Annotated in this window: 25 protein-coding genes; 14 read left to right on the top strand and 11 right to left on the bottom strand. The window is 61.1% G+C overall.

The window, feature by feature from the left end; all coding sequences use genetic code 11:
• Position 1 precedes the first annotated feature (1 nt).
• The 3 genes from lpoB to ACS5Q8_RS28205 are packed head-to-tail and all read right to left on the bottom strand — an operon-like array spanning position 2 to position 2401.
• The gene (lpoB, locus tag ACS5Q8_RS28215) at positions 2 to 589 is read right to left on the bottom strand and encodes a penicillin-binding protein activator LpoB (RefSeq protein WP_276195393.1); all 588 of its coding nucleotides are present in this window, start codon (positions 587 to 589) and stop codon (positions 2 to 4) included.
• 35 nt (positions 590 to 624) lie between these two features.
• On the bottom strand, positions 625 to 996 hold the full coding sequence (locus ACS5Q8_RS28210; RefSeq protein WP_276195392.1) for a YcfL family putative periplasmic lipoprotein: 372 nt from the start codon (positions 994 to 996) through the stop codon (positions 625 to 627).
• Positions 997 to 1006: 10 nt separating this feature from the next.
• Positions 1007 to 2401 (bottom strand): COG3014 family protein, encoded by a 1395-nt coding sequence (locus ACS5Q8_RS28205; RefSeq protein WP_276195391.1) that lies wholly within the window; start codon positions 2399 to 2401, stop codon positions 1007 to 1009.
• 313 nt (positions 2402 to 2714) lie between these two features.
• On the opposite strand from ACS5Q8_RS28205, the gene ACS5Q8_RS28200 reads away from it, so the two are divergent.
• Entirely contained in the window at positions 2715 to 4610 is a 1896-nt protein-coding gene (locus ACS5Q8_RS28200) for an FTR1 family protein (protein WP_276195390.1), read from the top strand.
• 2 nt (positions 4611 to 4612) lie between these two features.
• Positions 4613 to 5068 carry a YaiI/YqxD family protein gene (locus ACS5Q8_RS28195; RefSeq protein WP_276195389.1) on the top strand — a complete coding sequence of 152 codons (456 nt, stop codon included), beginning with the start codon at positions 4613 to 4615 and terminating at the stop codon, positions 5066 to 5068.
• Here the strand turns inward: ACS5Q8_RS28195 and elbB are convergent.
• On the bottom strand, positions 5065 to 5730 hold the full coding sequence (elbB, locus tag ACS5Q8_RS28190; protein WP_465159668.1) for an isoprenoid biosynthesis glyoxalase ElbB: 666 nt from the start codon (positions 5728 to 5730) through the stop codon (positions 5065 to 5067). The two genes, ACS5Q8_RS28195 and elbB, sit on opposite strands and share 4 nt — an antisense overlap.
• A 115-nt stretch (positions 5731 to 5845) precedes the next feature.
• Between elbB and ACS5Q8_RS28185 the strand changes: the two genes are divergently transcribed.
• The gene (locus ACS5Q8_RS28185) at positions 5846 to 7081 is read left to right on the top strand and encodes a sterol desaturase family protein (RefSeq protein ID WP_247398867.1); all 1236 of its coding nucleotides are present in this window, start codon (positions 5846 to 5848) and stop codon (positions 7079 to 7081) included.
• Here the strand turns inward: ACS5Q8_RS28185 and ACS5Q8_RS28180 are convergent.
• The gene (locus ACS5Q8_RS28180) at positions 7062 to 7709 is read right to left on the bottom strand and encodes a DedA family protein (protein WP_247398870.1); all 648 of its coding nucleotides are present in this window, start codon (positions 7707 to 7709) and stop codon (positions 7062 to 7064) included. The genes ACS5Q8_RS28185 and ACS5Q8_RS28180 overlap by 20 nt on opposite strands.
• Positions 7710 to 7916: 207 nt before the next feature.
• Between ACS5Q8_RS28180 and hemB the strand changes: the two genes are divergently transcribed.
• Together hemB and ppk1 are read left to right on the top strand one after the other, a co-directional pair.
• Positions 7917 to 8930 carry a porphobilinogen synthase gene (gene hemB / locus ACS5Q8_RS28175; RefSeq protein ID WP_276195387.1) on the top strand — a complete coding sequence of 338 codons (1014 nt, stop codon included), beginning with the start codon at positions 7917 to 7919 and terminating at the stop codon, positions 8928 to 8930.
• Positions 8931 to 8948: 18 nt separating this feature from the next.
• A complete protein-coding gene (gene ppk1 / locus ACS5Q8_RS28170; protein ID WP_247398886.1) occupies positions 8949 to 11168 on the top strand; it encodes a polyphosphate kinase 1 in 2220 nt (739 codons plus the stop codon).
• 138 nt (positions 11169 to 11306) lie between these two features.
• Here ppk1 and ppx read toward each other — a convergent pair whose 3' ends face one another.
• Positions 11307 to 12809: an exopolyphosphatase gene (gene ppx / locus ACS5Q8_RS28165; protein ID WP_247398889.1), complete on the bottom strand. Its 1503-nt coding sequence runs from the start codon at positions 12807 to 12809 to the stop codon at positions 11307 to 11309.
• Between the two features lie 480 nt (positions 12810 to 13289).
• Here ppx and ACS5Q8_RS28160 point away from each other — a divergent pair, with 480 nt between their 5' ends.
• The 4 genes from ACS5Q8_RS28160 (at position 13290) to ACS5Q8_RS28145 (ending at position 17807) form a co-directional block, all read left to right on the top strand.
• Positions 13290 to 13937: a DUF1120 domain-containing protein gene (locus ACS5Q8_RS28160; RefSeq protein ID WP_276195386.1), complete on the top strand. Its 648-nt coding sequence runs from the start codon at positions 13290 to 13292 to the stop codon at positions 13935 to 13937.
• 133 nt (positions 13938 to 14070) lie between these two features.
• A complete protein-coding gene (locus ACS5Q8_RS28155; protein WP_276198011.1) occupies positions 14071 to 14760 on the top strand; it encodes a fimbria/pilus chaperone family protein in 690 nt (229 codons plus the stop codon).
• 7 nt (positions 14761 to 14767) lie between these two features.
• Positions 14768 to 17269 (top strand): fimbria/pilus outer membrane usher protein, encoded by a 2502-nt coding sequence (locus ACS5Q8_RS28150; RefSeq protein ID WP_276195385.1) that lies wholly within the window; start codon positions 14768 to 14770, stop codon positions 17267 to 17269.
• The gene (locus ACS5Q8_RS28145; protein WP_276195384.1) at positions 17259 to 17807 is read left to right on the top strand and encodes a DUF1120 domain-containing protein; all 549 of its coding nucleotides are present in this window, start codon (positions 17259 to 17261) and stop codon (positions 17805 to 17807) included. Before ACS5Q8_RS28150 ends, ACS5Q8_RS28145 begins: the two co-directional genes overlap by 11 nt.
• Here the strand turns inward: ACS5Q8_RS28145 and ACS5Q8_RS28140 are convergent.
• From ACS5Q8_RS28140 to ACS5Q8_RS28125, 4 genes are read right to left on the bottom strand one after another with little or no spacing between them, the layout of a single operon-like run.
• Positions 17779 to 18516 (bottom strand): amino acid ABC transporter ATP-binding protein, encoded by a 738-nt coding sequence (locus ACS5Q8_RS28140; protein WP_017845136.1) that lies wholly within the window; start codon positions 18514 to 18516, stop codon positions 17779 to 17781. The two genes, ACS5Q8_RS28145 and ACS5Q8_RS28140, sit on opposite strands and share 29 nt — an antisense overlap.
• Positions 18503 to 19153, bottom strand: a complete 651-nt coding sequence (locus ACS5Q8_RS28135; RefSeq protein ID WP_247398900.1) for an amino acid ABC transporter permease — start codon at positions 19151 to 19153, stop codon at positions 18503 to 18505. The genes ACS5Q8_RS28140 and ACS5Q8_RS28135 overlap by 14 nt, the downstream gene beginning before the upstream one ends.
• A complete protein-coding gene (locus ACS5Q8_RS28130) occupies positions 19150 to 19818 on the bottom strand; it encodes an amino acid ABC transporter permease (RefSeq protein WP_017736949.1) in 669 nt (222 codons plus the stop codon). Before ACS5Q8_RS28130 ends, ACS5Q8_RS28135 begins: the two co-directional genes overlap by 4 nt.
• Before the next feature lie 21 nt (positions 19819 to 19839).
• Positions 19840 to 20625, bottom strand: a complete 786-nt coding sequence (locus tag ACS5Q8_RS28125) for a transporter substrate-binding domain-containing protein (protein ID WP_276195383.1) — start codon at positions 20623 to 20625, stop codon at positions 19840 to 19842.
• Positions 20626 to 20880: 255 nt separating this feature from the next.
• Here ACS5Q8_RS28125 and ACS5Q8_RS28120 point away from each other — a divergent pair, with 255 nt between their 5' ends.
• From ACS5Q8_RS28120 to ACS5Q8_RS28100, 5 genes are all read left to right on the top strand, one after another.
• Positions 20881 to 21576: a FadR/GntR family transcriptional regulator gene (locus ACS5Q8_RS28120; RefSeq protein WP_426099925.1), complete on the top strand. Its 696-nt coding sequence runs from the start codon at positions 20881 to 20883 to the stop codon at positions 21574 to 21576.
• Between the two features lie 121 nt (positions 21577 to 21697).
• Positions 21698 to 22027, top strand: coding sequence for a thioredoxin TrxA (gene trxA / locus ACS5Q8_RS28115; RefSeq protein WP_247398910.1), 330 nt, complete (start codon positions 21698 to 21700; stop codon positions 22025 to 22027).
• A 234-nt stretch (positions 22028 to 22261) separates the two neighbouring features.
• The gene (rho, locus tag ACS5Q8_RS28110; protein ID WP_003176825.1) at positions 22262 to 23521 is read left to right on the top strand and encodes a transcription termination factor Rho; all 1260 of its coding nucleotides are present in this window, start codon (positions 22262 to 22264) and stop codon (positions 23519 to 23521) included.
• Positions 23522 to 23676: 155 nt separating this feature from the next.
• On the top strand, positions 23677 to 25143 hold the full coding sequence (ubiD, locus tag ACS5Q8_RS28105; protein WP_426099926.1) for a 4-hydroxy-3-polyprenylbenzoate decarboxylase: 1467 nt from the start codon (positions 23677 to 23679) through the stop codon (positions 25141 to 25143).
• Positions 25143 to 26111: a CDP-6-deoxy-delta-3,4-glucoseen reductase gene (locus ACS5Q8_RS28100; RefSeq protein WP_276195380.1), complete on the top strand. Its 969-nt coding sequence runs from the start codon at positions 25143 to 25145 to the stop codon at positions 26109 to 26111. The genes ubiD and ACS5Q8_RS28100 overlap by 1 nt, the downstream gene beginning before the upstream one ends.
• A gap of 39 nt (positions 26112 to 26150) precedes the next feature.
• On the opposite strand, the gene ACS5Q8_RS28095 is transcribed toward ACS5Q8_RS28100, so the two are convergent.
• On the bottom strand, positions 26151 to 26633 hold the full coding sequence (locus ACS5Q8_RS28095) for a sn-glycerol-3-phosphate transporter (RefSeq protein ID WP_276195379.1): 483 nt from the start codon (positions 26631 to 26633) through the stop codon (positions 26151 to 26153).
• Between the last annotated feature and the right edge of the window lies 1 nt (position 26634).

The following is a 26634-nucleotide window of genomic DNA, read 5'->3' as shown; positions in this document are numbered from 1 at the left end:
CTTAGCGCTCCGTGGTCTTGCGGATTTCTTTTTCGTCCATCCATTCGGCCACGCCGCTTTCGACGTCGATCAGTTGCAGGCTGAACTTGTAGAACACGTCCTTGTAGTCCGAGCTGCGCTTGACGATGGAACTGATCGAGCCTTCCAGGCGGTACTTGGCAGCGACCATGTTGCCGGTCTTGCTCACGCTGGATTTTTTGTACAGGCCGCTCTGGTTCTGCAGCTTGAGCTGGTCGACCTGGCTTTGCATGTCGGTGTTGTCGCTGGCGAAACGCGCGGTGCCGGTCTTCATCAACTGGGTCTTGATCGACGTGGTGATCTCGCGGGTGTCGATGTACTCGCTGGTCTTATTCTTCACGTCATACACCTGCACCACCGGGCGGCCCTGGAGGACGCCGGACTGGGCGAGGGAGCGGGTCATGCTTTCGGCGATCATCTGCAGGTCGGTGGAGCCGAACTCGTTGGTCACCAGTTCCACGGCCTTGGTGTCGCCGTAGCTGATGTTCTTGCCGCCGAGTATCGGCGAGGTGTTGGCGCAGCCGCTGGCCAATACGGCGATCACGGCGAGGAGCGAGAAGCGTGCAAACATGGGAAATCTCTCTAAAACCTGAAAAGGGGAGCGACTCAAGGGGTCTTCACTTCGAGGCGGAAGTCCGCCGCTTGAGGCAAGTTGGAAATGGCTGGCAGGAACGTGGCCTGGTTGGCGTACAGGGTCAGTACCTTCCAGGTTTCTTCGTCGCCCACCGGGAAGCCGTCGGCGCCCAGCCAGGCGAAGCGGTAATACATCATCCGGTTGCTGCTGGTGATGTTGCTCAACTGCACCTTGGCGGTGAGAAAACCATTCTCGCGCGCCACCCGAATGGCACCGACGGCGATGCCCTTGAACTTGCCCATCACCACGATTTTGCTGGCGGCGCTGCCGGGTGCCGGTGGCGGCGGGGTGGCGCAGCCGGCGAGCACGACCAGCGCCAAGGCGCCGAGGATGAAATGACGCATAGCGTGCTCCTTAAGGTTGTTTGAGGGCGATGGCCTGGGCGGAAGTACTCGGCACCACGTGGGCCGCCAGACCGCCGGCGAATACCTGGTTGCCGACCACGCGCAGGGTGATGACCTGATAGCGCTGATCGGCCTTGACCGTCACCCGCGTGCCGCCCAAGGCGTTGGGCAGGCTGACTTGATGCTCGCCGTGCTTGAGGCGCAGGCGCGTCACTTGGGTCATGTCCGGCAGGGTGCGCCAGGTGCGGGTGTCGGCGCCTTCGGCCACGGCCGAAGCAATGCCCAGCACCAGGCCGGCCATCGGGTTGGTCTTGTTCAGGTTGTTTTGCGCCACGCCCCGGCTGACTGCCCGCACGGTGGTGCGCAGGATGATCCCCGGCATGTCGTCACGCAGCGCGCGACGGGACATGGCGGTGGTGCTGTTGAGCACGGTGAGGTTCTGTTGCTGGCCGTCGACGCCGATCTGGGCGAAGGCCTGGGTGGACGTGTCGGCCTTGATCACCGGGAACGACAGCGGTGTGATCACCAGGTTGCCATTGATCGGGATTGGCAGCGGCAAGCGTATCGAGTCGCGGGCTGGCGCCAGGCCGCTCTGGACCACGATCAGCACGTCGGTTTCATCGGCGCCGACGTTGGACGCATCCAGGTTCAGCAGCGCTTGCTCGAGCAACGGCGTGTTGGGGCGCAACTCGGCGGCTTTGCGATAACCCGGCGCCGCCAGGTCTTTTTCGCCGAGGGCTTCGTAGACAAAACCGGCCAGGTAATGGCTGAACGCGCTCTGGTAGCTGTTTTTCAAGCCGACCACGTCCGGCGCGTCCAAGGCTTCCACCGGGTACCCGCGCAGGTCTTTGATCTGGGTGGTCACGCCCTGGCGTTCGGCCTCGTTTTCGCGCTTGAGGTATTCCTTGTCTCGCAGGTTGGCGATCACGGCTTCGCGCTCGTGGGTCTTCTTGATCTCGGTGCGCGCGCCGTCGAAGTCATTCAGGGCCAGCAGGTTCAGGGCCATCTGGGTGGTCAGCATGACTTTTTCGTAGTCGTAGCCTTCGTAGCGACGCACTTTGTCGTTGGCCAGGAAGCTGCCGAACTGGGAAAGGTACTTTTCGCTGTCGAACTTGACCGACTCTTCCCACTTGTAAACTTGCAGGTCAGCACTGCGCCAGGCGGTCTGGCTGCCGGTCAGGTCGCCCTTGGCCCGCAGCAGTTCACCTTTCTCGAAGAAATAGAGCAGGTCCTTGTCTTCGCCGGTGTTGTTCTTTTCCAGCAGGGTCAGCGCGGCCTCGACGTTGCCGGTTGCCAGTTGCTGGTTGGTAGCTTGCAGCTCGTCGTCGTAGCTGCGAAACATCGAACAGCCGGACAACGCAGTGACCGCAGCGAGCGCGAGCGGGGTTAAGGCGCGAAATGCCATGGCAGGCTTCTTCCCTGAATGTAATCGGCCGAGGTGCTGGTCGGCTCGAATCACCAATCGCGGGAGACAGCGTGCCTCCAACTAATTCCTCATAAAAATGAGGAGCAAAATTCCCTTTTGCGATAACAGGGCGCGGCATTATAGGCGGCGAGCATGGCAAAACAATGGCTTTTTGCTATTTAGTCGCCATCATCCATGTTATTGCCGCTCCTTGGTCCGCACTGTTATTCCAAATACAAATCACTTACACCTTGAGTCAAACCTCTTAAAGCTCAACAATGTGTTACTTCGTATTTCTTTTTGAGATTCATTCATGACTGCCCCCTTCCGTTTTCTCGCCTGGCTGGTATTGCCGGCGTTGATGTCGTGCAGCTTCAACCTGTTGGCTGCACCTGCCGAGGGCGCCACGAAAGCCCTGCATTTGCTGGACTACATTGGCGCGGATTACCCGCCGACGGTAGCGGCGGGGAAGGTCATCGATGAGTCGGAATACCGTGAGCAGGTGGAATTTCTGGGGGTGTTGCAGGGCCTGGTGGCTGAGCTGCCTTCCAAGCCCGAGCGCGCCGATCTGGTCAAAGGGGTCGATGAATTGGTTGCCGCTGTGACCGCTCGTCAGGAAGGCGCCAGTGTGGCCCGCCAGTCCCGGCAGTTGGGCGCCAAGCTGGCGGCGGCATATGAAGTCAGCCAGGCCCCGGCGATTACGCCCGACCCGACACGCGGCGCACCGCTGTATGCGCAGCACTGCTCGGTCTGCCACGGCGCGGCCGGAGCCGGTGATGGCCCGGCGGGTGTGGGCATGACGCCGCCGCCGGCGAATCTGCAGAACGCTGAGCGCCTGGACCGCCTGAGTCTTTATGCGATCTACAACACGCTGGGCCTGGGCGTCGAAGGCACGGACATGCCGTCTTTCGCCGACCAACTGGACGACCGCCAGCGCTGGGACCTGGCCACCTATATCGCCAGCTTCACGGCCGACCCGGCTGCCGCGAAAAGCGCGCAGCCCTTCAACCTCGCCGACCTGGCCCGTCAGACCCCGAATGAAGTGCTGGCCGCCAGCGGCCCAGCCGCTGCCGCGACGTTCCGCGCCCAGCGTGCCCAGCCGCCGCAGGTCAAGCGCGGCCCGGCGCAGTTGCTCGACTACACCGCCGCCACCCTCGACAAGAGCCTTGCGGCGTTCCGCAACGGCGACCATGAGCAAGCCTATGACCTGTCGGTAGCGGCGTATCTGGAAGGGTTCGAGCTGGTAGAAAGCTCCCTGGACAACGTCAACGCCAACGTGCGCAAGGACACCGAGAAGGCCCTGATGGCCTATCGGCAGTCGTTGCAGGACGGTTTGCCGCTCGAACAGGTGCAGCAGCGCCTGGACGCAGCCAAGGGCAAGCTCAGCGAATCCGCCGGCTTGTTGGGCGGCGATGGTCTGAGCTGGTCGTTGAGCTTTATCTCAGGCTTGCTGATCCTGCTGCGCGAAGGTCTGGAGGCGATCCTGGTGCTGGCGGCGGTCCTCGCCTTCCTGCGTAACACCGGCCAGGAATCGGCGGTGCGCAGCGTCCACGTCGGCTGGGGCTTGGCCTTGGTGGCCGGCTTGGCCACCTGGGCGTTGGCCGCCTATGTGATCGATGTGAGTGGCGCCCAGCGCGAACTGCTCGAAGGCTGCACGGCATTGTTTGCCAGTGTGATGGTGCTGTGGCTCGGCGTGTGGATGCACGACCGGCGCCACGCAGCGGCCTGGCAGGACTACATCAAGAGCAGCCTGGTGGGCGGCGGTGGGCGTTTCGGCTTCGCGCTGCTGGCGTTCTTCTCGGTGTACCGCGAGCTGTTCGAAGTGATCCTGTTCTACGAAACCCTGTGGCTGCAAGCCGGCCCGGCCGGGCACAACGCCGTGCTGGCGGGTGGCGCGACGGCGCTGGTGCTGCTGGTGGGCCTGGCGTGGGTGATCCTGCGCGGTTCGGCGAAGCTGCCATTGGCGCTGTTCTTCGGGATCAACGCGGCGTTGCTGTGTGCGTTGTCGGTGGTGTTCGCCGGGCACGGCGTGAAGGCGTTGCAGGAAGCCGGCATCTTCGGCACGCGGCCGGTGGCATTCTTTGACTTCGATTGGCTGGGTATCCACGCCGATGCCTACTCGTTGAGTGCGCAGGTCGTGGCGATCCTGGCGATTGTGGTGATGTATGGCCGCAGTCGGATCGCCGACAAGCGCCGGCTGGCGGCATAAGCATGCGCGTGTGGATCGACGCCGACGCCTGCCCGCGGGCGGCCAAGGACCAGGTGGTGAAGTTCGCCCTCAAGCGTCAGTTCGAGGTGGTGCTGGTGGCCGGGCAGAGCCAGATCAAGCCGAGCTTTGCCTGCGTGAAGCTGATCGTGGTGCCCAGCGGCCCGGACGCAGCGGATGACTACCTGGTGGCGCACGCGGTGCCCGGTGAGTTGGTGATCTGCAGCGATGTACCCTTGGCCGACCGCCTGGTGAAGAACGGCGTGACGGCACTCGACCCGCGTGGCAAGGAGTTCAGCCCGCAGAACATGAGTGAGCGGTTGGCGGTACGCAACCTGTTCACCGATCTGCGCGAGCAAGGCCAGATGGGCGGTGGTCCACCGCCCCATGGGGAAAAGGACAAGCAAGCGTTTGCCAACTCACTCGACCGTCTCCTTACGCGCTTGATGCGGGCCGATTAGTCGTTCTCGTGGGTCAGCTCAAGCACCCGATCCACCAGCTTGTTGATGCCTGACGCGACTTCACTGATGTTCTTGCCAAGCATATAGGCCGGCGTGCTGACCAGCTTGCGCGCCGTGTCTTCGACGATATCCTCTACCGTGCATTCCTGATGGTGGGCGCCCATCTTGTCCAGGGCGGCGGCGGTGTCGGTATCGTTGCCGATGGTGCAGGTCACGCCCGGACCATAGATTTTTGCGGCCAGGGCTGGCGAGATGCAGATCAGCCCCAGCGGCTTGCCCGCTTCGACAAAGGCTTCGGCCAGCGCCAATACCTGCAGGTTGAGGCTGCAACCCGCGCCTTCGATGGCAAAGTTCGACAGGTTCTTCGCCGCGCCAAACCCGCCAGGCACGATCAACGCATCGAAATCCTCGGCGTTGGCTTCAGCGATGTCCTTAACCTCGCCCCGGGCAATGCGGGCGGACTCCACCAGCACATTGCGCGACTCGGGCATTTCTTCGCCCGTGAGGTGGTTGATCACATGCAACTGCGCAATGTCGGGGGCAAAGCATTGGACCTGAGCGCCGCGCTGATCCAGGCGCAGCAGGGTGATCACGCTTTCGTGGATTTCTGCGCCGTCGTACACGCCACAGCCGGAAAGGATCACTGCAATCTTTTTGCTCATGGGCATTTCTCCTGATTCATGGCGTTAAATGTCTACTAATTTGTCATCTGTTGCCAATGGGAACTCCCGCCGCAGCACCTAATCTTGAGGCAATAAAAACAGATCGGACTAGCTCATGGACTTCGTGCCTTACGCGGTGCCGTTTTTCATCGCCTTGATCGTGGTTGAACTGCTCGCCGACCGTTGGCGCGGGGCGCGCAACTACCGGGTGGCGGATGCCATCAACAGCCTCAGCACCGGCGTGCTGTCCACCACCACCGGGCTGCTGACCAAGGGCGTGGGGCTGCTGACCTACGCGTTCGCCCTCAAGCACCTGGCGCTGCTCGAGTTGTCGGCCCAGAGCGTCTGGACCTGGGTGTTTGCCTTTGTGTTCTACGACTTCTGCTACTACTGGCTGCATCGCTGCGGGCATGAGCGCAATATCCTGTGGGCCGCGCACTCGGTGCATCACCAGAGCGAGGACTACAACCTCACCACCGCCTTGCGCCAGACCAGCACCGGCTTTCTGCTGAGCTGGATCTTCTACCTGCCCCTGGCCGTGCTCGGCGTGCCGCTGCTGGTGTTTATCAGCGTAGCCTCGCTCAACCTGCTGTATCAATTCTGGGTCCACACCCGCCACGTGCCCAAGCTCGGCTGGTTCGAGTGGTTCTTCGTCACGCCGTCCAATCATCGGGCCCACCATGCACAGAACGCTCTCTACATGGATCGCAACTACGGCGGGGTGTTCATTATTTGGGACCGGCTGTTTGGCTCGTTTCAGGAAGAGGACGATAACGAGCCGGTGATCTTTGGCGTCACCACCCCCTTGGCCAGTTGGAACCCGCTGTGGGCCAACCTGCAGTTCTATGCGCAGTTGTGGAGTGATGCGCGGCGCACGCAAAGCCGCTGGGACAAGCTGCGTATTTGGTTCATGCGCACCGGTTGGCGGCCCGCCGATGTGAAGGCCAACTACCCGTTGGCCAAGCCGGATTTGAGCCAGTTCCGCAAATTCGAGGTGCCGCTGGATACGCGACAACAGGTGTACGTCGCCCTGCAATTTGCGGTGTATGTGGGGTTTGGCAGTTATCTGATGAACGTCGGGGAAGGGCTGCCCACGACGGCACTGGTGCTGGGCTGGAGTGCGATGGCGCTGGGCTTGTTTTGCGTGGGCGTCGCCCTGGAGAACCGCCCGTGGGCGTTGAGGGCGGAGCTGGTGCGCCTGGGGCTGAATGTGCCGCTGGTATGGCTGGCGCCGCTGGTCGGGCTATGGCCGGCCAGCCACCTGGGCTGGCTGGGCCTTTTGAGCTACAGCTTGCTGAGCCTGATGGGCCTCTACTGTTGCAGAGGCCGGCTTACTCGGCTGGCGTCTTAGGCGGCTCGACCGGGCTGGTTTCGGCCGGGTGTGTAGCCGCCAGTCGGGCCTTTGCATCGGCACAGGCTTGACGGGCGATGCGCGCGTTCTTGAACCGCCGCCGCAGCCAGAGAGCCAGGCCCAGCAGTAACAAAGCACCCAGCACCCACAGCTCGTACTTCTTGATGCTGCCCAGCATGCCTTCCAGGACCGCGCCAAAATGGTACGCCGCCGCGGCGAGCGCCGCCGCCCACACCGCCGCGCCAATGCCGTTGAGCAATAGGTAGCGCAAGGGCGGATAGCCGGACAGGCCAATCGCCACGGGCATCACTGTGCGTAATCCGTAGACGAAGCGAAAGCTCAGCACCCAGATATCCGGGTGCTTGCGGATATGTTCCAGGGCCTTGTCGCCCATCAATTGCCAGCGCGGCTTGCGCGCCAACAGTTTGCGGCCGTGCTTGCGCCCCATGTAGTACCAAAGCTGGTCGCCGGCGTAGCTGCCGAAAAAGGCAACGACCACCACCAGGTTGATATCCATATATCCACGGAACGCCAGGAAGCCTGCGAGAACCAGTATGGTTTCGCCTTCGAAGAACGTGCCTAGGAAGAGGGCAAAGTAGCCGAAGTCATGCAGAAATTGTTGAAGCATGGTCTGGGTGCTGGCGAAATGAACGCGCAGCCTACGCCTTCGTGAACATTCATGAAAGTATCGAGATGTGTCACGAAGTGAACATTTCCTACATAAACGCCGAATGCGACTACAGGTCGCATGGATAAGCACAACTGTCATTCCTTCGTCATAATGGCCGCTTATAACTGCAACACTCGTCCGTAAATGCGGGCTCAGGAGTCTGTCGTGAGCTTTACCCCTGCCAATCGCCTGTTCCCCGCCACCCGTCTGCGCCGCAACCGTCGTGATGATTTTTCTCGCCGTCTGGTCCGTGAAAACGTACTGACCACGAACGATCTGATCCTGCCGGTCTTTGTGCTGGACGGGGAAAATCGTCGGGAAGCCGTGGCGTCGATGCCGGGTGTAGAGCGCTTGAGCATTGATCTGCTGCTTGAAGAGGCGGCGAACTGGGTGGAACTGGGGATTCCAGCGTTGGCGCTGTTCCCGGTGACGCCTGCGGAACTCAAGTCCCTCGATGCTGCCCAAGCCTGGAACCCGCAAGGGATCGCCCAACGCGCCACCCGCGCGTTGCGTGAGCGCTTCCCGGAGTTGGGCGTAATCACCGATGTGGCCCTGGACCCGTTCACCACCCACGGGCAGGACGGCATCCTGGATGAAGAAGGCTACGTGCAGAACGACATCACCGTCGACGCGCTGGTCAAACAAGCCCTATCTCATGCGGCAGCCGGGGCCCAGGTGGTCGCGCCGTCGGACATGATGGACGGCCGCATCCAGGCGATCCGCGAAGCCCTGGAGCTGGCCGGCCACGTCAATGTGCGAATCATGGCTTACTCGGCCAAATACGCCAGCGCCTACTACGGCCCGTTCCGCGATGCGGTGGGCTCGGCGCTGAACCTGGGCAAGGCCAACAAGGCCTCGTACCAGATGGACCCGGCCAACAGCCATGAAGCCCTGCACGAAGTGGCCGCCGACCTGGCCGAAGGTGCCGATATGGTGATGGTCAAGCCCGGGATGCCCTACCTGGACATCCTTTATCGGGTCAAAGAAGAATTCAAGGTGCCGACCTTTGTCTATCAGGTCAGCGGTGAATACGCCATGCACATGGCCGCGATCCAGAATGGTTGGTTGAGTGAAGGGGTGATCCTCGAATCCCTGACAGCCTTTAAACGTGCCGGCGCTGATGGCATTCTGACCTACTTCGCCGCCCGCGCTGCCCAATTGCTTAGAGAGCAACAATAGCCCTCACAGGAACACTCGATGAATACCGAAGGACTCTCAGAAGTTGCCGTAAAAGACGCCCACCCGGTGGTTGAACAAGTCGCCGAGACCCCGCCGGAGCTGGAACCGCCTGTGGTGGTCGCTGAAGCACCGGCTCCGGCGCCCGCGCCCGTCGTGGTGACCAACCTGGATGACAGCAGCCTGTACATCCACCGCGAGCTGTCACAGCTGCAATTCAACATCCGCGTGCTGGAGCAGGCGCTGGATGAGTCCTACCCGTTGCTGGAACGCCTGAAATTCCTGCTGATTTTCTCCAGCAACCTGGACGAGTTCTTCGAGATCCGCGTCGCCGGTCTCAAGAAACAAATCACCTTCGCCCGTGAACAAGCCGGTGCCGATGGTCTGCAACCGCATCAAGCCCTGGCACGCATCAGCGATCTGGTGCACGGTCATGTGGATCGCCAATACGCAATCCTCAACGACATCCTGCTGCCAGAACTGGAAAAACATCAGGTCCGCTTTATCCGTCGCCGCCACTGGACCACCAAGATCAAGACCTGGGTGCGTCGCTACTTTCGCGACGAAATCGCGCCGATCATCACGCCGATCGGTCTCGACCCGACTCACCCGTTCCCGTTGCTGGTCAACAAGAGCCTGAACTTCATCGTTGAGCTGGAGGGTATCGACGCCTTCGGTCGCGATTCCGGCCTGGCGATTATCCCGGCACCGCGTCTGCTGCCACGGATCATCAAGGTACCGGAAGAGGTGGGGGGCGCTGGCGATAACTATGTATTCCTGTCGTCGATGATCCACGCGCACGCCGATGACCTGTTCCAGGGCATGAAGGTCAAGGGCTGCTACCAGTTCCGCCTGACCCGTAACGCCGACCTGGCGCTGGACTCCGAAGACGTCGAAGACTTGGCCCGCGCCCTACGCGGTGAGCTGTTCTCGCGGCGCTACGGCGATGCGGTACGCCTGGAAGTGGCCGACACCTGCCCGAAACACCTGTCTGACTACCTGCTCAAGCAATTCAACCTCGGCGAGAGTGAGTTGTATCAGGTCAACGGCCCGGTCAACCTGACGCGCCTGTTCAGCATCACCGGCCTGGACAGCCACCCGGAGCTGCAATACACGCCGTTCACGCCGCAGATCCCGAAACTGCTGCAAAACAGCGAGAACATCTTCAGCGTGGTGAGCAAGCAGGACATCCTGCTGCTGCACCCGTTCGAGTCCTTCACCCCGGTGGTCGACCTGCTGCGCCAGGCCGCCAAGGACCCGCATGTATTGGCGGTCCGCCAGACCCTGTACCGCAGCGGCGCCAACTCGGAAATCGTCGATGCGCTGGTGGACGCTGCGCGTAACGGCAAGGAAGTTACTGCGGTGATCGAGCTGCGTGCGCGGTTTGACGAAGAGTCCAACCTGCAACTGGCCAGCCGCCTGCAAGCGGCCGGCGCGGTGGTGATCTACGGCGTGGTCGGGTTCAAGACCCACGCCAAGATGATGCTGATCCTGCGCCGCGAAGCCGGTGAGATCGTGCGTTACGCGCACTTGGGCACCGGCAACTACCACGCCGGCAACGCCAAGCTCTACACCGACTACAGCCTGCTGACCTCCGACGACGCCCTGTGTGAAGACGTCGGCAAGTTGTTCAGCCAGTTGATCGGCATGGGTAAGACGTTGCGCATGAAGAAGCTGCTGCATGCGCCGTTCACCCTGAAGAAGGGCATGCTCGACATGATTGCCCGCGAGACCCAGTTCGCCCTCGACGGCAAGCCGGCGCACATCATTGCCAAGTTCAACTCGTTGACCGATCCGAAGATCATCCGCGCGCTGTACAAGGCCAGCCAGTCCGGCGTGCGCATCGATCTGGTGGTGCGCGGCATGTGCTGCCTGCGGCCGGGCATCGTCGGGGTCTCGCACAACATCCATGTGCGCTCGATCATCGGGCGCTTCCTGGAGCACACGCGGGTGTTCTACTTCCTCAACGGCGGCGAAGAGCAGATGTACCTCTCCAGCGCCGACTGGATGGAGCGCAACCTCGATAAGCGCGTAGAGACGTGTTTCCCGGTGGAAGGCAAGAAGCTGATCATGCGGGTCAAGAAAGAGCTGGAAAGTTATCTCACCGATAACACCCACAGCTGGAGTCTGCAGTCGGACGGCCGCTACGTGCGCAACACGCCGACCGGCAACCAGAACCCGCGCAGCGCCCAGGCGACGTTGCTGGAGAAACTGGGTAGCCCGATTCTCGCGGTGAATTAACCCAGGCTGGCTCAGGCCCAATGTGGGAGGGGGCTTGCCCCCGATGGCGGTGGTTCAGTCAAAGTACCAAGTGACTGACACACCGCCATCGGGGGCAAGCCCCCTCCCACATTTTTTTTCGGTGCTGTCTAGATCGAGTTAGTGCACGTTCAGGCTGAAGCCCACCCGCGTCAGCCATTCCGCTTCCTGGGCGAAGTCCGCCTGGGTCAACTGGTTTTCTTCCAGCCAGCCTTCCGGGAACACCACGTCGAGGCTGTCGCCGCTGGCACGCAGGGTCACCTGGGGCATTTCCTGGGTGCCACGGATGTGGTGGAACAGGATCGCAAAGCGCAGCAGCACGCACAGGCGGATCAGCTTGATGCCTTCGTCACCGAATTCGGCGAACTTGTCCTTGGGGATATTGCGGCGATGGCCGCGTACCAGCAGTGCGAGCATCTGCTGGTCTTCCCGGGAGAAACCGGCCAGGTCGGAGTGCTCGATCAGGTAGGCGCCGTGCTTGTGGTAATGGTAGTGGGCGATATCCAGGCCTACTTCATGCACCTTGGCCGCCCAGCCCAGCAGTTCGCGCCATACGCCGTCTTCCAGGTCCCAGTCCGCAGCCACCTGGTCGAAGGCATGCAGGGCTTTGCGCTCCACGCGGGCCGCTTGTTCCAGATCGACGTGATAGCGCTCCATCAACGAGCTGAGGGTGCGCTCACGCACGTCCTCGTGGTGATGACGGCCGAGCAGGTCGTAGAGCACCCCTTCGCGCAGGGCGCCGTCGCAGTGGTCCATGCGTTGCAGTTCGAGGGCGTCGAAGATCGCTTCGAGAATCGCCAGGCCCGCGGGGAAGATCGTGCGGCGGTCAGGCTTGATGCCATCGAAGTCGATTTTCTCGGCATCGCCCAGTTTGAACAGCTTGCGCTTGAGCCACGCCAGGCCTTCGGCGTTGACCTCGCCGGTGCCATGGCCGCCGGCTTTCAAGGCCAGGCCGATGGCGCGGATGGTGCCGGACGAGCCGATGGCTTCATCCCAGGTCAGGCGATGCAGGGCGTGCTCGATGCTCATGATCTCCAGCCGCGCCGCCGTATAGGCCTGTGCATAGCGCGCCGGGGTGATTTTGCCGTCCTTGAAATAACGCTGGGTATAACTGACGCAGCCCATCTGCAGGCTTTCGCGCAGCAGCGGCTCAAAGCGCTGGCCGATGATGAATTCGGTACTGCCGCCGCCGATGTCCGCCACCAGGCGCTTGCCAGGGGTGTCGGCCAGGGTGTGGGACACGCCGAGGTAGATCAGGCGCGCTTCTTCGCGTCCGGAGATGACTTCTACCGGGTGCCCGAGGATTTCCTCGGCGCGGCGGATGAATTCGCCGCGGTTACGGGCTTCACGCAACGCGTTGGTGCCGACGATTCGCACAGCGCCCAGGGGCATGCCGTTGATCAATTGGGCAAAACGCTTGAGGCAATCGAGCCCTCGCTGCATGGATTCTTCATTGAGCTGGCGCGCGTCGTCGATTCCGGCAGCCAGTTGGACTTTCTCGCCTAGCCGCTCAAGGATGCGGATTTCGCCGTTCTGGGCCTTGGCCACGACCATATGAAAGCTGTTGGAGCCCAGGTCGATGGCGGCGATCAGGGACAGATTCTTGGCTTGGGATTGCGGCATGGTTAGGGGTCTCGGTCGATAACCTCGCCATCGTGCCACGATCGACCGCTGGAGCCAACGCGTAGCGCTTCGCTAATTTTCCTATGACTGTCCGTGAGGAACTCTTGTGGGAAATGTAAGGTGGGTTTCTAAAATTGCCCTGAATGAGGTTTTAGTTTCGTAGGAATTTTTAACTAGTTGTCGTTGTAAAAATTTTTGTGATTTTCCCTACAGGGTTATTGTTTGAAATCCTTTGGTTTTTTTGTTTTGGACTACCTCGTATTCGGGCAAAGGCGACTCTTTGTTTTTACAGCTCCCACAGTAACTGATGTGTTATCTGATTCTTTAATGAGGGGCCAAAGCGACAGACTGTCACTCGGCAATATTGCCTGGGTGTTATTTATTTATAGTCGTGCAGGTCCAGAGAAATAAACCGTTCGGCGCTGGGCTTGCTAAGAAGAAAATAAAGAACGCCTGATAACTTTTAGTGACAGGTCAAATATGAAAAAAATTGTTGGATTGACTCTCGGTCTCGCTTGCCTGGCTGCGGCCATCAGCGCACAGGCATCTACCGTTGCCCAGTTGTCCGTCAGGGGCACGATTACACCCGCTGCTTGCAACCTCAGCCTGACCGGGAGTGGCACTATCGATTACGGCACCATCCGCTCCGGTGAACTGTCCCAGACCGCGTTCAACCCGCGAGAGGAGAAAACCACCTCCCTGTCCGTCAGTTGCGGCACTACCCCTGCCAAGTTCGGGCTGAAACTCACCGATCTGCAGGCCGGCAGCAAGGTGACGGGCATTCTCGGTGCGGGTTTCACTGAAGCACAGAACTATGGCTTGGGTCAGGTCTCGGGCCGGCGAACCGGTGGCTATTCGGTCACTCTCAGGGACCTTCGGTCGTCGAGCACCGCGCTGTTTCCAATCATGCGTGTCGGCACCGGTACCTGGCAGAACAGTGATGGCAAAGTTACTCAAGCCCCTACCCAGTATTCCTGGCGCAGTAGCACCACGGTTACACCGGCTTCAATTTCCCAACTGACTGGCACCATCGCTGTGAAGGCAGTGATCAACAAAGGCCAGGACCTGGACCTGAGCCGCGACATTACCCTTGATGGGCGCGCCACCCTTGAACTGAGTTACATCTAAACGACTCAACAGCAGCCGATCAAGAAACTGACTATTTCTTATCGGCTGTTTTCATGTGAGCGATCAGTTGCCATTTGCTCAACGTCATGGTCACGGGGAATACCGAGTGCGTAGTCTTTCAATAATAAATAGTGTGCTGTTATGGAGTGTAAGTGCATGTCTCTGTGTTGCCACTGTTGCAGTAGCGGACGGCATGCAGCCGGAAACCACAGTGGTGGTGCTTTATGAGGAAGATGGCGAGGCCACAATAAATATCAGGAATACCGATTCGGGTCCGGCGTTACTTCATTCGGTAGTGGAAAATGTGCCAGAGGACCCGGAACCGTTATTAATTGTCACGCCTCCCATCACCCGCGTGGAGGCGGGCGAAACCCAGCTCGTGCGCTTCATCAGTACCTTGAAGGAACCGCTGAAGACCCAGCGGTTGAAGCGCGTATCTTTCGAGGGGATTCCCCAAGCGCGTGCCGCAGGTGGTGCGACGATCGGTATCACCCTGCGACAGAATTTGCCGCTGATTCTGCACCCCAAAAGTCTGCCTCGGCATCAAGCACCCTGGGAGCTGCTCACCTGGAAGCGGACCGGGTCGCGTCTAACGGTTCACAACGACAGCGCCTACGTAGTGCGGTTGGCGCCCCAGGTGCAGCTACTTCCGCAGCAGGCCCTGGCGACGTTGCCGCGTACCTACATTTTGCCGGGGGAGGCGTTGACGGCGAAGGTTGACGGAACGTTGGACGGCTTGGCTGAAGTCGAGATCCAGCCCGCCACGGTCTACGGGTTTTCAGTGGACAGCTACCGCGCCCCGATCAGTGCCGATGGGGATTGAGCGGCTTATGACGAACCTGTCGAGTAACAAATCTGCGATTTTTATCCGGCCTCGCCGCCCCACGCTGCTCATCGGGTGTGCGACGCTGTGGAGCTTGCCCGGCCTGGCCCCGGCGCTGGAGTTGGGCGAGGGTTTCGACCTCGCGGCACTGACCACCCACGGCATTGACCCGAAGGTCTCCGACTACTTCCGCAGTGCGGCGCGTTTTCGCGAAGGCGTCCAGGTGGTGGGGCTGCGGGTCAACGGGAACCCGCTCGGGTCAGTCGATGCGCGGTTCGATGCCCAAGGGCAATTGTGTTTCACCCCGGGCTTGCTCGAGAAAGCCGGGTTGGTGCAGCCCCGCGCCGTTGTTCGCGAAGGTGCCTCACCGGACCAGGCCTGCCATGACTTCCTGGGGGCCTTTCCGACGACGATGGTCCGGCTCCGGCCCGGCATCGATGAGGTGGCGCTGGTGGTGCCGACCCAGGCATTGCATGAACCCCAGTGGGAGGCCGGGCACTTTGCCCAGGGCGGCGCAGCGGCGATGTTCAACTATGACGTGCTGGGTTTCGACAGCCGTTCGCGCAGTGGGCCCAGCCGGTTCGTGTCGGCCTACACCGAAGCGGGCTTCAACCTGGGCGACTGGATTGTGCGCAGCCGCCAGTTTTATGTGTCTGACAATGGTGAAGCCCGTACCGAACACCTGTATGCCTACGCCCAGCGGGATATCGCCGCGTTGCAATCGACTTTTCAGATGGGCCAGCTCTCCAGCAACAATCCGCTGTTTGGTGGTATCCAGTTGTCCGGCATCCAGTTTTCCCCCGATGGTCAGTCGCGGGCGCTGGCGGGCAGCAACAACGCAGTCGTCGAAGGTCTGGCCCAGAGTCAGTCGCGGATTGAAGTACGCCAGTCCGGCGTGCTGATCCATAGCACGCTGGTGCCCGAAGGCCCCTTCCGGCTGACGGGGTTGCCTTTGCTCAATGGCACCAGCGACCTCGACGTCAGCGTGATCGATGTACGCGGCGCCAAGCGCAGTTTCGTGGTGCCGGCGGCGTCATTCGCGGGAGCGGCCCCGGCGGCGCCCGGTTATTACGTTTCCCTCGGCAAGGTGCGCGAAAATATCGACGCACAGGTTCCGTCACCGGTGGTCGCCATGGGCAGTGGCACCTGGGGCCTGGGGCGTGAATCGTCGGCGGGGTTTGGCTTATTGAGTACCGAAGAGTACTGGTCGGCAGGCGGCACCCTGAGCAGCGTGTTTTTCCAGCGGGTTGCCGTTGGCGCTCGTCACAATGTGTCCCGAGACAGCCGTAACGCCGTGTCGGGTTCGCGTAGCAGCGTGTCCGCGAGCAGCCCGGTCTACGCCAATATAGACGTGAACTTCAGCGCTACCACCCAGACCCGAGGGTATCGCGAGGTACTTGAAGCGGGTCGCTCGTTCAAGGCCGGCGAACTGGATTCGCGATTCAAGAACCAGTACACAGCGGGCATGAGCTGGGTTGATCCGACCCTGGGCGTGTTCTCCCTGGGCTATTCGCGCAGTGCGCAATTTGACCGGCACACGGCCGAACATGTGTTTGCTTCGTGGAACAAGTCGTTCAGCCATCTCGATGTCGCGTTGATCGCCGATTCGCAGGTGGGCGGTACACGGCCTCGCCGTGATGCTGCCGTTGCCGGCGACCGGCGCGATAGCGCTGAGGACAATGATCTGTCGGTACGGCTGCAGATCAGTGTGCCGCTGGGCGGCGATCGTCGTGTGAACAGCTACGTCAGTCGGCGTGGCGACCAGTCCCGCGTCGGTACGGCGCTCAGTGAGCGGGTCAATGAGTATGTGAATTACGAAGTGGGCGTCGAACGCGACCTCAGCGCCCGCGAGCAGTCGGTTCGCGGCCATGTGGACTTGCTGCCACGCTACACCCGCGTTGGCCTGGGCGTCAGCCGAGATGCGCAGGGCACCGGTTATACGGGGCAGTTGCAAGGCGGCATCGTCGCGCACGAAAACGGCCTGACATTTTCGCCCTACACCGTGCAGGACACGTTTGGCATCGTCTCGGTGGGGGATATCGGTTCTGCAAAAGTCGAAACCCCGCAGGGGCCGGTGTGGACTGACTTCACCGGGCAGGCGGTGATTGCCGGCTTGCCCGCGTATGCCAATAGCCGCGTCGAAGTGCAGACGCAGTCGTTGCCCAAACGGGTTGACCTGAAGAACGGCACCCAGGTGCTCGCCGCCGGTCGCGGGTCCTTCAATACCGTCGCGTTCGATGTGGTGACAGCGCGCCGCGTGCTACTCACCGCCAGTGATCAGTACGGTCGGCCGTTGCCCCAGGGCGCTTCGGTGTTCGGCAAGGATGACCGCTTCCTGACCAGCGTGGCGGGCGAGGGCATGATTTTCCTGAATGACGTCAATGAGTCGCAAAGCCTGCGGGTTTCGTTGCCGGACTCTTCCACCTGCCGGCTAAGCCTTGACCCCGGAACCAAACCTGATCATGACAAGTTCTATGAGACCACGACGGCGGTGTGCCATGGCCGGTAAATGGAAAAGTGCATGTTTCACCCTGTTCTGCAGCCTGTTGATGGCCCAGGGCGTGCGCGCTGAAAACTGCCGGTTGTCCGTGAGTCAGCCGCGCATCGACTATGGGGTCATTCGCCGGGAGGCCTTTGTCGAAAGCACCACCTTAGCCCTTGGCACCCGCACGCTGCATCTGAACGTTGCGTGTGCGCAGCCTTCGGTGATGGCGTTGCGCTTCATCGGTGCGGCGGACGGGCAAGGTTTTCGGTTTGATCGCCAGGGGCGTATGCGTATGCATCTCAGGCATGCTCAGGTGGATGGGCGCGCCGTCGAGTGGGAAGTGGCGCATCCGCCCGGTGAAACCGTCAGCGGGCAGTTGTTACCGGGCCAGGTCCTGGTGGCACGCGCAGCAGGCCAAACAATGGTCGGCCAGCGCCTGACCGCCCAGGTCGATGTCGATATCGACCTGCCTTCCGATGCCCTGCAGGTACGCAATGAGACGCGGCTGGAGGGGCAGGGCACCTTTGAGCTGGTCAGCCCGGCTGTCCCACTGAGCCGATGAAGTTAGCCAGCTCGGGCGTTCTGGGATTGGCGAACAGTGCTTGGGGCGGGCCCACTTCATGCACCTTGCCCTGGTGCATGAACACCAGCTTGTCCCCGACTTCGCGGGCGAAACGCATTTCGTGCGTCACCATGATCAGGGTCATGCCGTCCTTGGCCAGTTGGCGCACCACGCTCAGTACTTCATTGACCAGTTCCGGGTCCAGCGCCGAGGTGATCTCATCGCACAGCAGCACCTTGGGCGACATGGCCAGTGCGCGGGCTATCGCGACGCGTTGTTGCTGGCCGCCGGACAGGCGATCAGGGAAGGCATCGAACTTCTCCCCCAGGCCGACCCGCTCCAGCATCTGTCGCGCCAATTGGGCGGCCTTGGCCTTGGGCACTTTCTGCACCACCTGCGGCGCGAGCATGACGTTTTCGCCCACCGTCAGGTGCGGGAACAGGTTGAACTGTTGGAACACCATGCCGACTTTTTGTCGCAGGCTGCGCAGGTCGGCGCGGGCGGCGTCGAGGTATTCGCCGTCGACTTCGATCACACCGTCGTTGATCGACTCCAGGCCATTGAGGGTGCGCAGCAAGGTCGACTTACCCGAGCCGCTGCGGCCGATGATCGCGACGACCTGGCCTTCTTCAACGGTCAAGTCGATGCCCTTGAGCACGTGGTGATCGCCGTAATACTTATGCAGGGCGGAAATTCTAAGCAGAGGCATGCAGTCTCCTTTCCAGGTAGCGCGCACTGAGGGACAAGGGGTAACAGAGCAGGAAGTAACCGAGGGCCACCAAGCCGTAGACCATAAACGGCTCGAACGTGGCGTTGGCGAGCATGCCGCCGGTCTTGGTCAGTTCGGTGAAGCCGATGATCGAGGTCACGGCAGTGCCTTTGACCACTTGCACCGAGAACCCCACGGTAGGTGCTACGGCAATCCGCAGGGCCTGGGGCAGGATCACGTAGCGCAGCTGTTCAAGCGGATTCAGGGCCAGGCTGGCCGAGGCTTCCCACTGCCCGTGGGCGATGGAGTCGACACAGCCGCGCCAGATCTCGGCGAGGTAGGCGCTGGTAAACAAGGTCAAGGCAATCGCCGCCGCCAGCCAGGGCGAGATATCCACCCCAAGCAGGGCAATGCCGAAAAACACCAGGAACAGCTGCATCAACAGCGGCGTGCCCTGGAACAGTTCGATATAGGTGCGGGCGACATTGCGCGTGAAGGCTTTGCGGCTGATGCGCATCGTCATCACCAGCAGGCCGATCAAGCCACCGCCTACAAACGCCACCAGCGACAGCAAGAGCGTCCATTGCAGGCCGATGAGCAGGTTGCGCACGATGTCCCAGAAGGAAAAATCACTCATCGGCTGTTCCTCATCACAAACCGGCGACCGATCCAGTTGAGCAACTGGCGAATCATCAGCGCCATGCACAGGTACACCAGGGTGGTCAGGGCATAGGTTTCAAAGGCGCGGAAGTTGCGCGACTGGATGAAGTTAGCGGCAAAACTCAGCTCTTCGGTGGCGATCTGCGAACACACCGCCGAGCCGAGCATCACAATGATGATCTGGCTGCTCAGGGCCGGCCACACCTTGCCCAGCGCCGGCAGCAGCACCACATGGCGGAACGCCTCGAAGCGCGTCATCGCCAACGCGGCGGCGGCCTCTAGCTGGCCACGGGGGATCGCCTGGATGCCAGCGCGGATGATTTCGGTGGAATAGGCGCCCAGGTTGATCACCATTGCCAATACCGCCGCTTGCCATTCGGTGATTTTCAGCCCCAGGGAAGGCAGGCCGAAGAAGATGAAAAACAACTGCACCAAAAATGGCGTGTTGCGGATCAACTCGACATACACCCCGAAGAACCAGGCGAACGGCTGGATTTTCCACGCCCGCACCACCGCGCCGACGGTGCCCAGGGCGACCCCCAGGATCGCACCGATCGCCGTCAGTTCAAGGGTGAACAGGGCGCCGCGCAACAGCAGGTCGGTATTGGCCAGCACCGGCACAAAGTCGAATTGATAGGCCATGAATCAGCTCCGTCGCAGGCTTCAGAGATCAGCAGGCAGGGGTTCTTTCAGCCACTGCATCGCGTTTTTTTCCAGGCTGCCGTCAGCCTTGGCCGCGACCAGGATCTGGTTGACCTTCTCCAGCAGCGCCGGCTCGTTCTTGTTCACGCCCACGTACACCGGCGAATCCTTGAGCTTCACTTTCAGCGCCGGCACGCGTTTCGGGCTGCGCTCGCTGATCGCAACCATCACCACGTTGCCGCTGGCGATCAGGTCGACCTGGCCGGCCAGGTAGGCGGCGATGGTCGAGTTGTTGTCTTCGAAGCGCTTGATCGTGGCTTCCTTGGGCGCGACGGATGTCAGCTCGATGTCCTCGATGGCGCCACGGGTCACGCTGATGGTCTTGCCCTTGAGGTCGTCGATGCTGCTGATGGCGGCATCAGGCGGGCCGAATACGGCCAGGTAAAAGGGTGCGTAGGCCTTGGAGAAGTCGATGACCTTTTCCCGCTCGGGGTTCTTGCCCAGGCTGGAGATCACCAGGTCGACCTTGCCGGTCGTGAGGAACGGGATGCGGTTGGTGCTGTTGACCGGGGTCAGCTCCAGTTTGACCTTGAGCTGGTCGGCCAGCAGCTTGGCGGTGTCGATGTCCAGGCCACGTGGTTTCATGTCGGGGCCGACCGAGCCGAACGGCGGGAAGTCCTGGGGTACGGCGACCTTCAAGGTGCCACGGGCAACGATATCGTCCAGACCGTTGGCCTGGGCGGGTGCCTGGCTCAGCATCAGGCTGGCAAACAGGGCGGTGAGCAGGGCGCTGTAGCGCTTGGTCATGGGAACTCTCCGAGAAGGGCGAAGGGATATTCTGTTTTTGCCCAGTGCACAGCCCATGCCATGACCGCTCGGATTGTCTGCAAGGCCGGGATTTGTTGCGTTGTGGTGGTCTTACTGGTCTGAACAGTGAGCACGGGTTTTGCACCGTTTTCGAGCGCCGGCAAAACCGCGCGAGCCCCTTTGGGGCGTGGCTTGCCGCCAGGCGCGAATAGCTTTACAACTACTCGCTCAGTTGTCTGGAACCTTGAGTTTTTTATGAATTCCATCGCCCAAGCGGTACCGGAAGCGGCCTTGCAGGCCATCCGCAAACTGATCAAGGAGCAAGGCTTCGGGCCGGGCGACGCATTGCCATCCCAGCGCGACCTGGCGCTGCAGTTGGGCGTGAGCCGGGCGTCATTGCGCGAGGCGTTGTCGTCTCTCAGTGCCTTGGGGGTGGTCAGCGTGCAGCCGGGCAAAGGCGTGTTCGTGCAAGAGGCACAAGAGTCGCCGGGGTTTGCATGGCCCTTCGCGGCCCAGGCGACGCCGCTGGATATCTTCCAGTTGCGCTATGCCCTGGAGGGGTTTGCGTCGGGGTTGGCGGCCGTCACGCTGACCATCGATGAGCTGGACCGCCTGGAAGATAATGTCGAAGCCATGCGCAAGGTGCTCAAGGCCGGCGACTTCGAAGCCGCCGCCCGGCTGGACTTCGAATTCCACCAGCGCCTCCTCCTGGCCAGTGGCAACCAGGCGATGGTCAGCATCCTGAGTGCCAGCGCCGAGGTGTTCCTGGAGAGCCAGAAGCTACCGTTCATCCGGCCGGAACGGGCCATGGAAACCTGGCAGGAGCACCGTAGAATTCTGCGCGCCCTGGCCCGTCGCGCCAGTGCGGCGGCACAGAAAAGCATGCAGGAGCATGTGCGCAATGCGGCGTTGCGCACGGGGATTGCCTTTGTGACGCCGGTATCGCCGTGAGCGGAGCGATACCCAAACTCATGCATCACCATAGCAAGACTCAATCAGAGGCGGCTTCCTGAACGGGGGAAGGGCAGCTATGATGGGCCACGTTTTTTTTGCTTACAATCCGGAGACATCCATGAGCAACGATCTTATCAAGCACGTCACTGACGCGACCTTTGAGGCCGAAGTACTCAAGGCAACTGGCCCGGTGCTGGTTGACTACTGGGCTGAATGGTGTGGCCCTTGCAAAATGATCGCTCCGGTTCTGGACGAGATTGCAACCACCTACGACGGCAAGCTGACCATTGCCAAGTTGAACATCGACGAAAACCAGGAAACCCCGGCCAAGCACGGCGTGCGTGGTATTCCGACGCTGATGCTGTTCAAGAACGGCAACGTGGAAGCGACCAAAGTGGGCGCGTTGTCGAAGTCCCAGTTGGCGGCATTCCTCGACGCAAACATCTAAGCGTCGTCAAAAAAGCCCCGCAATTTGCGGGGCTTTTTCGTGAAACAGGGCTAGACGCTCCTAAATTCAGGTGGTACATTCGGCCCCGCACTGGTTTCTCCACTGCCCCCTGCAAGCCGTCGCCGACGCATTCCTTTTCGATTAGTACGCGATCATGTCGCCTTCTCTGCGGCGCGGCCTCATTAAGCCAAAAGCTTAATTTCCCCCCTCCATAAATGATTACGTCATTCCTATATGAATCTGACTGAACTCAAGCAAAAGCCGATTACCGACCTGCTCCAATTGGCCGAAGAGATGGGCATAGAAAATATGGCCCGTTCGCGCAAGCAGGACGTGATTTTCTCCCTGCTCAAAAAGCACGCGAAAAGCGGCGAGGAAATTTCCGGTGATGGCGTGCTGGAGATTCTCCAGGACGGCTTCGGCTTCCTCCGCTCTGCGGACGCTTCCTATCTCGCCGGCCCAGACGATATCTATGTCTCGCCGAGCCAGATCCGTCGCTTCAACTTGCGCACCGGTGACACCATCGTTGGCAAGATCCGCCCTCCGAAGGAAGGCGAGCGTTATTTCGCCCTGCTCAAGGTCGACACGATCAACTTCGATCGTCCCGAGAACGCGAAAAACAAGATTCTCTTCGAGAACCTGACCCCGCTGTTCCCGACCGTGCGCATGAAGATGGAAGCCGGCAACGGTTCCACCGAAGACTTGACCGGTCGTGTCATCGACCTGTGCGCCCCGATCGGCAAGGGCCAGCGTGGCCTGATCGTCGCACCGCCGAAAGCCGGTAAGACCATCATGCTGCAGAACATTGCCGCGAACATTGCGCGTAACAACCCTGAAGTTCACCTGATCGTGCTGCTGATCGATGAGCGTCCGGAAGAAGTGACCGAAATGCAGCGCACCGTGCGCGGCGAAGTGGTTGCCTCGACGTTCGATGAGCCGCCAACCCGCCACGTGCAGGTTGCCGAAATGGTGATCGAGAAGGCCAAGCGCCTGGTCGAACACAAGAAAGACGTGGTGATCCTGCTCGACTCCATCACCCGTCTGGCCCGTGCCTACAACACCGTGATCCCGAGCTCCGGCAAGGTATTGACCGGTGGTGTCGATGCCCACGCCCTGGAGAAACCGAAACGTTTCTTCGGCGCCGCGCGCAATATCGAAGAAGGCGGCTCGCTGACCATCATCGCTACCGCGCTGGTTGAAACCGGCTCGAAGATGGATGAAGTGATCTACGAAGAGTTCAAGGGTACCGGCAACATGGAACTGCCCCTGGACCGTCGTATCGCTGAAAAGCGTGTGTTCCCGGCCATCAACATCAACCGTTCCGGCACCCGCCGCGAAGAGTTGCTGACTGCCGACGACGAACTGCAGCGCATGTGGATCCTGCGCAAGCTGCTGCACCCGATGGACGAAGTCGCCGCCATCGAGTTCCTGATCGACAAGCTGAAAACCACCAAGACCAACGACGAGTTCTTCCTGTCGATGAAGCGTAAGTAATACGACGTTTCAGGTCCAAAAAAATGGCGCCCTCAGGGGTGCCATTTTTTTTTCCCGTTTTTTAAGTGCCTTCGACCCCCCAATGCACTGCGATAAGCTGCCAGCCGCCCTCAGAGCAGGTACGATGTACGCCTATTTTACGGGTGGCATGGTTAATGAAATTCAAGGATCTTCGGGATTTCGTGCAGCAACTTGAGCAGCGCGGAGAGTTGAAACGTATCCAGATGCCGGTTTCGCCGGTGCTGGAAATGACTGAGATTTGCGATCGCACCCTGCGCAACAAGGGCCCGGCGCTGCTGTTCGAGAACCCGACCGGTTTTAATATCCCGGTGCTCGGCAACCTGTTCGGTACCCCCGACCGCGTGGCCTTTGGCATGGGTGCCGAGTCGGTCAGCGAACTGCGCGAGATCGGCAAGTTGCTGGCCTTCCTCAAAGAGCCCGAGCCTCCCAAGGGCTTGAAGGACGCCTGGTCGAAGCTGCCGATCTTCCGCAAGATCATTGCCATGGCACCCAAGGTGGTCAAGGACGCGGCGTGTCAGGAAGTGGTCATCGAAGGCGATGACGTCGACCTGGGGATGCTCCCGGTGCAGACCTGCTGGCCCGGCGACGTTGGCCCGCTGATCACCTGGGGCCTGACCGTCACCAAAGGCCCGAACAAGGACCGCCAGAACCTCGGTATCTACCGTCAGCAAGTGATCGGCCGCAACAAGGTGATCATGCGTTGGTTGAGCCATCGTGGCGGCGCCCTGGACTTTCGTGAGTGGTGCGAAAAGCATCCCGGCAAGCCGTTCCCGGTCGCCGTGGCCCTGGGCGCCGACCCGGCCACCATCCTCGGCGCCGTGACCCCGGTGCCTGACAGCCTGTCCGAATACGCCTTCGCCGGCCTGCTGCGCGGCAATCGCACCGAGCTGGTGAAGTGCCGCGGCAACGACCTGCAAGTACCGGCCACCGCCGAAATCATCCTCGAAGGCGTGATTCATCCGGGCGAGATGGCCGATGAAGGCCCCTACGGCGACCACACCGGCTACTACAACGAAGTCGACAGCTTCCCGGTGTTCACCGTCGAGCGCATCACCCATCGGATCAAGCCGATCTACCACAGCACCTACACCGGCCGTCCGCCGGATGAGCCGGCGATTCTTGGCGTGGCGCTGAACGAAGTGTTCGTGCCGATCCTGCAGAAGCAGTTCCCGGAAATCACCGACTTCTACCTGCCGCCCGAAGGCTGCTCGTACCGTATGGCCATCGTGACCATGAAGAAGTCGTACCCCGGCCACGCCAAGCGGGTAATGCTCGGTGTGTGGTCGTTTTTGCGACAGTTCATGTACACCAAGTTCGTTATCGTCACCGACGACGACATCAACGCCCGCGACTGGAACGACGTGATCTGGGCCATCACCACGCGCATGGACCCCAAGCGCGACACGGTGATGATCGACAACACGCCGATCGACTACCTCGACTTCGCTTCGCCGGTTTCGGGCCTGGGCTCGAAGATGGGCCTGGATGCCACGCACAAATGGCCGGGTGAGACCACCCGCGAGTGGGGCAGGGTGATCGTCAAGGACGAAGCCGTGACGGCGCGTGTCGATGCGATCTGGAAAGAATTGGGAATAGATTGATGCGTGTAACCCTGCAACCTTCCGGCGCCGTATTGGAGCTGGACCCTGGCGAGCGAATCCTCGAAGGTGCGCGCCGCCTGGGCTACGAATGCCCGCAAGCCTGCCGCAATGGCGTGTGCCATGTGTGTGCGGCGCTGTTGGTGGAAGGCCGCGTGCAGCAGGCCGGTGAGGTACGCGACCATGGTGAGTTCTACACCTGTATCGCCGAGCCGCTGGAAGATTGTGTGGTGTTGTGGGATGGCGTGCTGGCGCCGGGAGAGTTGCCGTTGCGCAAGTTGTCGTGCCAAGTGAGTGAGTGTGTGGAAGTCGGTGGCGATGTATGGCGCGTGCGCTTGCTCGCCCCGGCCGGTAAGGCCGTGCGTTACCACGCCGGGCAATACCTGATGATTGAACGGGAAAACGGCGAGAAGTCGGCGTTTTCCCTGGCCTCGGCGCCCCACTCCGGACGCGAGCTGGAACTGCACGTGCTGGCTCGCGAAGACAGCGCGCGCAACCTGCTCGAACAGTTGCAGCGCAACCAGATGGCCCGCATCGAGCTGCCGTTTGGCGATACCCACCTGGCCGAGTTACCCGATGGGCCGCTGGTGTTGATCGCCGCCGGTACCGGCATGGCGCAGATGCACAGCCTGATCGAGCATTGCCGCGCCTCCGGCTTCAAGCACCCGGTGCATCTGTATTGGGGCGTGCGGCGTCCGGAAGATTTCTACGAGATCGAGCATTGGGATCAATGGTTGCAACTGCCCAACCTGTTCCTGCACAAAGTGGTCAGCGACGTGTGCGGCTGGGAAGGACGCTGTGGGCTGTTGCATGAAGCGGTGTGCGAAGACATCCGCGACCTCAAGGGCGTGTATGTCTACGCCAGCGGTTCACCGGCGATGATCTACGGCACATTGGATGCGCTGGTGGACGCCGGCATGGATGCACATCAGATGCGTGCCGACGTATTCGCCTACGCCCCGCGGCCCTGAAGCCCTACGCGGGCTTCTAATGGGGAGCTGGCGTCGCGTTCAGAAACGCACGCCGGTCGTGATCATCGCCGCATTGAACCCCAGCAGCACCAGCTCCGCCGCCACTGGCCCGTAATGGGTGCCTACGGACGGAATGATCACCGGCGCCACGCCGAAACGGTTCAACGGGATCTTGTCGCGGTACTTGCCGCGATAGCCCTGAATCGCCCCGCCTGTCAGCTTCAAATAGACCGGATAGTCGGTCATGTCATAGCGTTTGCCCGCATAGGCGTAGTAGGACCGCTGGCTGAACGAGTTGCGAAACGTCGCCGCGCCATACACCAGGCCTGACGCTTCATTGCGCTCCAGGCCGAGCAGATCCTGATGGTTGTTATGCTCGGGGTCCGGCGCAAAGTGCCGGGTGTAGACGCTGGTCTGCGCATACCAGAAGCCCTTGTCATCGTCGACAGGTGGGGCCTCGGCCGCGAGGGCGGTGGTGGCCTGGGCCAGGAACAGCAGGCCGGGCAGTCGAAATTTTTTCATG

It is taken from the genome of Pseudomonas sp. PAMC25584, assembly GCF_058135675.1.
Note: the sequence above shows the minus strand (reverse complement) of the source record. Positions and strands in the feature narration are given on the sequence as shown.